We start from the raw sequence: 8029 nt of genomic DNA, 5'->3' as shown, positions 1-8029 counted from the left end.
CGTCACCCGCCCCGGGGCGGGCCTCCCCCGGCCCGTCAGGACCCGTGTTCGGGGCTCAGGCGTCGAAGGAGTGCACCGTCGTCGTCCGGTACGTCTCGCCCGGCCGCAGCACGGTCGACGGGAACGACGGCTGGTTCGGCGAGTCCGGGAAGTGCTGGGTCTCCAGGCACAGCCCGTCGCCCTGGCGGTAGACCCGCCCGCCGGTGCCGACGAGGGTGCCGTCGAGGAAGTTGCCGGAGTAGAACTGCAGTCCGGGTTCGGTGGTGGCGATCCGCAGGGTGCGGCCGGAGGACGGGTCGCGCAGGGTGGCGGCGTGCCCGGGGCGGGCGCTGACACCCTTGTCGAGCACCCAGTTGTGGTCGAACCCCTGCCCGTACAACACCTGTGGGTGGGCGACGCGGAGGTCCCGGCCGATCGGCTTGGCGCCGCGGAAGTCGAAGGGGGTGCCACCGACCCGGGCCAGTTCGCCCGTGGGGATCAGTCCCGCGTCGACCGGCGTGTAGCGGGTGGCGGCGATGGACAGCTCGTGGTCGCCGACGGAGCCGCTGCTCTCGCCGGCGAGGTTCCAGTAGACGTGGCTGGTGAGGTTGACGACGGTGGCCCGGTCGGTGGTGGCCGCGTAGTCGACGCGCCAGTCGCCGTGCCGGGTGAGGGTGTACGTCACCTTCGTCCGCAGGGTGCCCGGGTAGCCCATCTCGCCGTCGGCGCCGACGTAGGACAGGCGCAGTCCGACGTCGGACCCCTCGGTGAACGGCTCGACGTCCCAGACCCGCTTGTCGAAGCCCTGGGCGCCCCCGTGCAGGCTGTTGGCGCCGTCGTTGACGGAGAGCTGGTGGGCCGTGCCGTCGAGGGTGAAGCGGCCCTTGCCGATCCGGTTGCCGTAGCGGCCGATCAGGGCGCCGAAGTACGGGCTGGAGGCGACGTACTCCTCCAGCGTGTCGAAGCCGAGGGAGACGTTGGCGTGGCGGCCCCGGCGGTCGGGGACCTCCAGCGACTGGACGATGCCGCCGTAGGACAGGACCTTCATCCGGGTCCCGCCGTTGGCCAGCGACCAGCTGTGCACCTTCGTGCCGTCGGCGAGCCGGCCGAAGAGGGTCCGCGCCGGCTTCCCCCTGCCCGGTGAGGCGTGGGCCGTACCGCCGAGGGCGGTGGTGGCGGCCGCTCCGGCCGCCGCCGCTCCGGCTCCTGCGATGACCGTGCGTCTGCTCAGTTCCATGTGCAACTCCCGAAAGGGAAGGGGCCCCGCCGTCCGGCGGGCCCGAGCTGACTGACCGAGGACTCTTACAGAAGGCCTCAGCGCATACGCCGGGGGCGAAGGCGTCTCAAGGCTGTTTTGACGTGCACCTCAGAGCGCACGTTGTTGCTGTTCGATGGAGTGGCGGATCAGGAGGTGAACGTGGTCGTGAGCGCCCGCCGAACTTCTTCATTTCCCCTTCCTCGCAGACCGTGCGCATGACCTCTGCGCAGCATGTCAACATCTCGTGCCGGTACCGCGTCACAAGGGTCAAGCGCATCTCTCCCTCATGGAAGTAATGCGTCTTATATGCCTTTCGTTGTTCCGTGACGCGTTGAGGGAAATGGCCGTAGCGTTTTGGTTCGTGCAGCTTCGCTATAACTATCGGGCCTACCCGGATGCCTCCCAGCGCCGTGCGCTGGCGCGTGCCTTCGGGTGTGCCCGTGTGGTGTGGAACGACTGCCTGCGCGACCGGAAGGAAGCGCACGCGGCCGGGCTGCCGTACGTGACGTCGGCGGAGCTGTCCCGGCTGCGCATCACCCAGGCCAAGCGCACCAACGAGCGCGCCTGGTTCGCCGACGTCTCCGCGGTTGTCCTGCAGCAGTCCCTGCGGGATCTGGATGCCGCCTACAAGAACTTCTTCGACAGCCTCAAAGGCAAGCGGAAGGGCCGCAAGGCAGGCCCTCCCCGCTACAAGTCGAAGAAGGACACCCGTCAGTCGGTCCGTCTCACCGCCAGCGCCTTCTCTCTGAGGGAGAACGGCACGGTGTATGTGGCCAAGGTCGGTGAACTGGCGGTGAGGTGGTCCCGCCCGCTTCCGGCCGCACCCACGTCGTTGACCGTCACCCGGGACAGCTGTGGACGGCACTTCCTCAGCTTCGTCGTGGACACCGAACCGGACCTTCTCCCCAAGGCCGAGGTCGATACCGGTATCGACCTCGGCCTGACCGCCTTCGCAGTCCTCTCCGACGGGCGGAAGATCGGAAGCCCGCGCTTCCTGCGCCGGGCGGAGAAGAAACTCAAGCGCGGTCAGCGGGAGCTGTCTCGGAAGACGAAAGGATCGAAGAACTGGGCCAAGGCCCGCCGCAAGGTCGCACGCTGTCACGCGAAGGTCGCGAACCAGCGCCGGGACTTCCAACACAAGGCATCCACACAAATCATCCGCGACAACCAAGCGGTGTACGTGGAGGACCTCGCGGTGTCCGGTCTCGGCCGCACCCGGCTTGCCAAGTCCGTGTACGACGCGGGATGGTCCGCGTTCGTCCGGATGCTGGAGTACAAGGCGGTCAAGCACGGCCGCACCTTCGCCCAGGTGGACCGTGCTTTCCCGTCCTCTCAGATCTGCTCGGCCTGCGGCTTCCGGGACGTTCCCAAACCCCTGCACGTGAGGGAGTGGACGTGCGGGGCGTGCGGCACCGTGCACGACCGTGACCACAACGCAGCCTGCAACGTCCTGTTCGAAGGACGCCGTATCGTCGCCGCCGGACGGGCGGAGACGCGAAACGCCTGTGGAGTGCCGGTAAGACGGGCACGTGTGCCCGCACAGCGCGGTGAAGCAGGAAGCCCCCGGAAGGGTCAGACGGCCCAGACCGGAATCCCTGGGCCTTAGGCCAGGGAGCATGTCAAGAACCGACCTTGCGCTTGTTCCACACGTCGAAGCCGACCGCCGCCAGGAGCACCAGGCCCTTGATGACCTGCTGCCAGTCGGTGCCGACGCCGACGAGGTTCATGCCGTTGTTCAGCACGCCCAGGACCAGACCGCCGATGATGGCACCGAGCACGGTGCCGACACCGCCGCTCATCGACGCGCCGCCGATGAACGCGGCCGCGATCGCCTCGAGTTCGAAGTTGAGGCCGGCCTTGGGCGAGGCCGCGTTGAAGCGGGCGGCGAAGACCAGACCCGCCAGGGCCGCGAGCATGCCCATGTTCAGGAAGACCAGGAAGGTGACCTTCTTGTCCCGCACGCCCGACAGCTTGGCCGCGGGCAGGTTGCCGCCGATGGCGTAGATGTGGCGGCCGATGACGGCGTTGCGCATCACGTAGCCGAAGCCGACGAGCAGCGCGCCGAGGATCAGCAGCACGATCGGGGCGCCCTTGTAGCTGGCCAGCAGCAGCGTGACGGTGAGGATGGCGGCGGTCAGCGCCACCAGCTTCAGCAGGAACAGCTTGGTGGGCAGGACGTCGAGGGCGAACTCCTGCTGGCGGCGCCGGTCGCGGACCTCCTGGAGCACCACGAGGGCTATCAGTCCGAGGCCGAGCAGCAGGGTGAGGTTGTGATAGTTCGTGTCCGGGCCGACCTCGGGCAGGAAGCCGTTGGCGGTCGTCTGCAGCCCCTTCGGGAACGGGCCGAGGGTCTGGCCGTCGAGGAAGATCTCGGTCAGACCGCGGAAGGTGAGCATGCCCGCCAGGGTCACGATGAACGACGGCAGCCCGCCGTACGCGATGAACCACCCCTGTACCGCGCCCGCGATCGCGCCCACGGCCAGGCACAGCAGCACCGCGACGGGCCAGGGCAGGTCGTTGCGGACCATGAACACGGCGGCCATCGAGCCGACGAACGCCGTCAGCGAGCCGACCGACAGGTCGATGTGGCCGGCGATGATGACCAGCATCATGCCGATCGCGAGGATCAGGATGTAGCTGTTCTGCAGCACCAGGTTGGACACGTTGCGCGGCAGCAGCAGGTCGCCGTCGGTCCACACCGCGAACAGCACCACGATCAGGCCGAGGGCGATCAGCATGCCGTACTGGCGCATGTTGCGGCGCATGCCGTCCAGCATCAGCTGGAGCAGGCCGTCACCGGTGCCCGTCCCGTTCCTGCCCGGCGGCGCGGCGGCCGGGGTCTTGTCGGTGACATCCGTGCTCATCGGGTTACCTCTTTGTCCTTCGTCATCTGACGCATCAGCGATTCCTGGGATGCCTCGGCCCGCGAGAACTCCCCGGTCAGCCGCCCGGCGGCCATCGTGTAGATGCGGTCGCACATGCCGAGCAGTTCGGGCAGCTCGGAGGAGATGAAGACGACCGCCTTGCCCTCGGCGGCCAGTTGGTCGATGACCGTGTAGATCTCGTACTTGGCGCCGACGTCTATGCCGCGGGTCGGCTCGTCCAGGATCAGCACCTCGGGACCGGCGAAGATCCACTTGCTGAGGACGACCTTCTGCTGGTTGCCGCCGGACAGCTTGCCCACCGGCTCGAAGACCGTCGGCGCCTTGATGTTCATGGACGTGCGGAAGCCCTCGGCGACCTGGCGTTCCTCGTGCTCGTCCACGATTCCCCGCCGGGCGACCTTGCCGAGGGCGCTGAGCGAGATGTTGCGGTTGATGGTGTCGATGAGGTTCAGGCCGTAGTGCTTGCGGTCCTCGGTGACGTACGCGATGCCGTGCCGCACCGCCTCGGGGACGGTCTTGGTACGGATCTCCTTGCCGTCCCTGAGGACGGTGCCGCCCGCGTGCCGGCCGTAGGTGCGGCCGAACAGGCTCATCGCCAGCTCGGTGCGGCCGGCGCCCATCAGGCCGGCGATGCCGACGATCTCGCCGCGCCGGACCTCCAGGGACACGTCGTCGACGACCTTGCGCTGCTGGTCGATGGGGTGGTGCACGGTCCAGTTGCGCACCTCGAGGGCGGGGGCGGTGCCCTCCTCCGGGTGGTGCGGGGTCCGCTCCGGGAAGCGGTGCTCGAGGTCGCGGCCGACCATTCCGCTGATGATCCGGTCCTCGGTGGTCTCCGCGGCCTTCACGTCGAGCGTCTCGATGGTCCGCCCGTCCCGCAGGATCGTCACCGAGTCGGCGACCGTGCGGATCTCGTTCAGCTTGTGGGAGATGATGATCGAGGTGATGCCCTGTTCCTTCAGCTGGAGGATCAGGTCGAGCAGCTTGCCGCTGTCCTCGTCGTTGAGCGCGGAGGTCGGCTCGTCGAGGATGAGCAGCTTCACCTTCTTCGCCAACGCCTTGGCGATCTCCACCAGTTGCTGCTTGCCCACGCCGATGTCGGCGACCCGGGTGTCCGGGTGGTCGTCGAGCCCCACCCGGCGCAGCAGCTCGGTCGCGTGCCGCAGCGTCTCGTGCCAGTCGATGCGGCCGCGCTTGGCGTGCTCGTTGCCGAGGAAGATGTTCTCCGCGATGGAGAGGTACGGCACCAGGGCGAGCTCCTGGTGGATGATGACGATGCCCTGCTGCTCGCTGGCCCTGATGTCCTTGAACCGGCAGAGTTCCTCCTCGAAGAGGACCTCCCCCTCGTAGGTGCCGTGCGGGTGGACGCCGGAGAGGACCTTCATGAGGGTCGACTTGCCGGCGCCGTTCTCGCCGCAGATGGCGTGGACCTCGCCCTGCTGGACGGTCAGAGTGACGTCCGACAGCGCCTTGACGCCGGGAAAGGTCTTGACGATCGAGCGCATTTCCAGGACGGGTCCCGCCATGGTCGTGCCTTCCAGTCCGTAGGGGTACGGCGGTGTTCGAGCTGTCTGCTCGTGGTCGTCTACTTGAGGTCGCTCTCCTTGATGTAGCCGGAGTCGACCACGGCCTCCTGGTAGTTGGCCTTGTCCACGGCGACCGGCTCCAGCAGGTAGGCCGGCACGACCTTCGCCCCGTTGTCGTAGGTCTTGGTGTCGTTGACCTCGGGCTTCTTGTCGTTCAGGAGCGCGTCGACCATGTTCGTGGCGACCTTGGCGAGCTCGCGGGTGTCCTTGTAGACCGTCATGGACTGCTGGTCGGCGATGATCGACTTCACCGAGGCGACCTCGGCGTCCTGGCCGGTGACGATCGGCAGCGGCTTGTTCTTGGAGCCGTAGTCGTCCGACTTCAGCGCCGACAGGATGCCGATGGAGATGCCGTCGTACGGGGAGAGGACCGCGTCGACCCGCCCGCTCTTGTAGGACGAGGTCAGGATGTCGTCCATGCGCTTCTGGGCGGTGCCGCCGTCCCAGCGCAGGGTGGTGACCTGGTTCAGCTCGGTCTGGCCGGACTTGACGACGAGCTGCTTCTTGTCGATGTAGGGCTGCAGGACGTTCATCGCGCCCTGGAAGAAGTAGCGGGTGTTGTTGTCGTCGTTGGAGCCGGCGAACAGCTCGATGTTGAAGGGGCCCTTCTCGCTGCCGTCCTTCAGACCGAGCTTGTCGACGATGTAGTCGCCCTGGAGTGCGCCGACCTTCTCGTTGTCGAACGAGGCGTAGTAGTCGACGTTCTCCGTGCCGAGGATCAGGCGGTCGTAGGAGATCACCGGGATGTCGGCGTCCTTGGCCTGCTGCAGGACGTTGTTCAGCGACTTGTTGTCGATCGCCGCGACGATCAGCGCCTTGACGTCCTGCGTGATCAGGTTCTCGACCTGGGCGACCTGCTGGTCCGGGTCGTCCTCGCCGAAGACCAGCTTGGTCTTGTAGCCCTTGGACTCCAGGTCCTTCACGACGTTGTCGCCGTCGGCTATCCAGCGCTCGGAGGACTTGGTCGGCATCGCGATGCCGATGGTCGCTCCCTCGGAGCCCGACTTGTCCTCCTCGCTGCCGCCCTCGCCGCTCTGGCCGCAGGCGGACAGGGTGAGGGCGAGGGAAGCGGCGGTGGCCACGGCGGCGATGGCGGCTCTGCGATTACGCATGATCATCATCCTCGGTGTGTGTGCAGGGCGGCCCGGAGACGCGAAGTCACTTTCGGGCCAAGGGATTTGACGGTGAGGCTGCGGTGCGGGGCGGTGCGGTGCGAAGAGGTGCTGGGCAATCCCGAGAAAGGGGTGTGTGGGATTGTGCGCGTCTGTGTCTGCTTCTGTGAAGTCGAGTTTCCGGAACGTTATGACGAGATGCCGAACCTGCGCAGATCCCCCGGGAGCCGTGAACCGAGCGGGGCCATGTCGCCGTCCGCGCCGTGGCGGGCGAGCAGGTCCAGAGCGAGTCGGCCGCGCCGCACCCGCTCCTTGGCGCTGGCGAGGGTGACGTCCCGCATGTGGTGCCCGTACGGATAGATCCCGGGCGCCTTGGACAGGCCGAACTTCAGGTACAACGGCGCGCCGCGCCGGATCAGTTCGGCCACCTCGTACATCCGGACGTAGCCGCCGAGGTCGTCGGGGGCCTCGATGTACATGTCCATCGGGGTGGCCGAGACCCTTCTGATCTCGGTGAGATGATCGAGCGTCAGGTCGCTGGGCACGTTGACCGAGTCGGCGCCGAGCTGCTCGTACACCGCGTACGAGGCCGGGTTGACCGGTCCGATGAGCGCCGAGACCTTCAGGGTGGTGTCCTGCGGAATGATCCCGGCCGCCCGCGCCCGGTGCAGCGTCCACAGCACCCCCTCGTCGGCGACGAGCAGGCACTTGACGCCCAGCTCCGTCGCCCGTACGGCGTCCTCGACGCAGCCGGCGACCGCGTCGTGGCCCCGGGCGCGCGGTCCGGCGCCGCGCGAGTCGGTGCGGGTGGAGCCGCCGATGTCCCAGGTGCCGCGCGGACCGGTGAACAGGCAGAGCTCGATGTCCCGTTCGGCGGTGGCCTCGGCCATCTCGGTGATCTCGGCGTCGGTCAGCATCCAGACGCCGCTGCCCTGGCTGATCCGGTGGATCGGCACGTCCAGCCGGGAAGCCTCCTTCAGAACCACCGCCAGCGCCTCGGGCCCCTCGCAGGAGGGGACCTCGGTGCGCCAGCGGCCGCCGCCGGGAAAGGAGTGCGGCGAGGCGTCGGCGGGGTCGGGGGCGGGAGCGCCCAGGCCGAGCGCGGTGAGCGCCTGCTCACCGGGCCTGCGGGCTGCCTTGGCGGAAGCGTCGGTCACAGGATGTCCTTTTGTTCGGTATATCGGACGAGGTTCGCGACCCGTGGGAGGG

Annotated in this window: 6 protein-coding genes; 1 reads left to right on the top strand and 5 read right to left on the bottom strand. The window is 67.8% G+C overall.

Annotated features, from left to right (window positions below):
* Window positions 1-55: 55 nt before the first annotated feature.
* Window positions 56-1216: an aldose epimerase family protein gene (locus AOK11_RS01545; protein WP_055591795.1), complete on the bottom strand. Its 1161-nt coding sequence runs from the start codon at window positions 1214-1216 to the stop codon at window positions 56-58.
* 382 nt (window positions 1217-1598) lie between these two features.
* Here AOK11_RS01545 and AOK11_RS01540 point away from each other — a divergent pair, with 382 nt between their 5' ends.
* Entirely contained in the window at window positions 1599-2843 is a 1245-nt protein-coding gene (locus AOK11_RS01540) for an RNA-guided endonuclease InsQ/TnpB family protein (protein ID WP_055591794.1), read from the top strand.
* 13 nt (window positions 2844-2856) lie between these two features.
* Here the strand turns inward: AOK11_RS01540 and mmsB are convergent, their stop codons facing one another.
* From mmsB to AOK11_RS01520, 4 genes are all read right to left on the bottom strand, one after another.
* Window positions 2857-4101 carry a multiple monosaccharide ABC transporter permease gene (mmsB, locus tag AOK11_RS01535; RefSeq protein WP_055591793.1) on the bottom strand — a complete coding sequence of 415 codons (1245 nt, stop codon included), beginning with the start codon at window positions 4099-4101 and terminating at the stop codon, window positions 2857-2859.
* On the bottom strand, window positions 4098-5648 hold the full coding sequence (mmsA, locus tag AOK11_RS01530; RefSeq protein ID WP_055591792.1) for a multiple monosaccharide ABC transporter ATP-binding protein: 1551 nt from the start codon (window positions 5646-5648) through the stop codon (window positions 4098-4100). The genes mmsB and mmsA overlap by 4 nt, the downstream gene beginning before the upstream one ends.
* Before the next feature lie 59 nt (window positions 5649-5707).
* Window positions 5708-6820, bottom strand: coding sequence for a multiple monosaccharide ABC transporter substrate-binding protein (gene chvE / locus AOK11_RS01525; RefSeq protein WP_206188752.1), 1113 nt, complete (start codon window positions 6818-6820; stop codon window positions 5708-5710).
* 188 nt (window positions 6821-7008) lie between these two features.
* The gene (locus AOK11_RS01520; protein ID WP_055591790.1) at window positions 7009-7977 is read right to left on the bottom strand and encodes a hypothetical protein; all 969 of its coding nucleotides are present in this window, start codon (window positions 7975-7977) and stop codon (window positions 7009-7011) included.
* Window positions 7978-8029 lie beyond the last annotated feature (52 nt).

It is taken from the genome of Streptomyces hirsutus (assembly GCF_001418415.1).
Taxonomy (GTDB): domain Bacteria; phylum Actinomycetota; class Actinomycetes; order Streptomycetales; family Streptomycetaceae; genus Streptomyces; species Streptomyces hirsutus.
The sequence above is the reverse complement of the archived record's forward strand: the minus strand, read 5'-3'. Positions and strand labels throughout refer to the sequence as shown.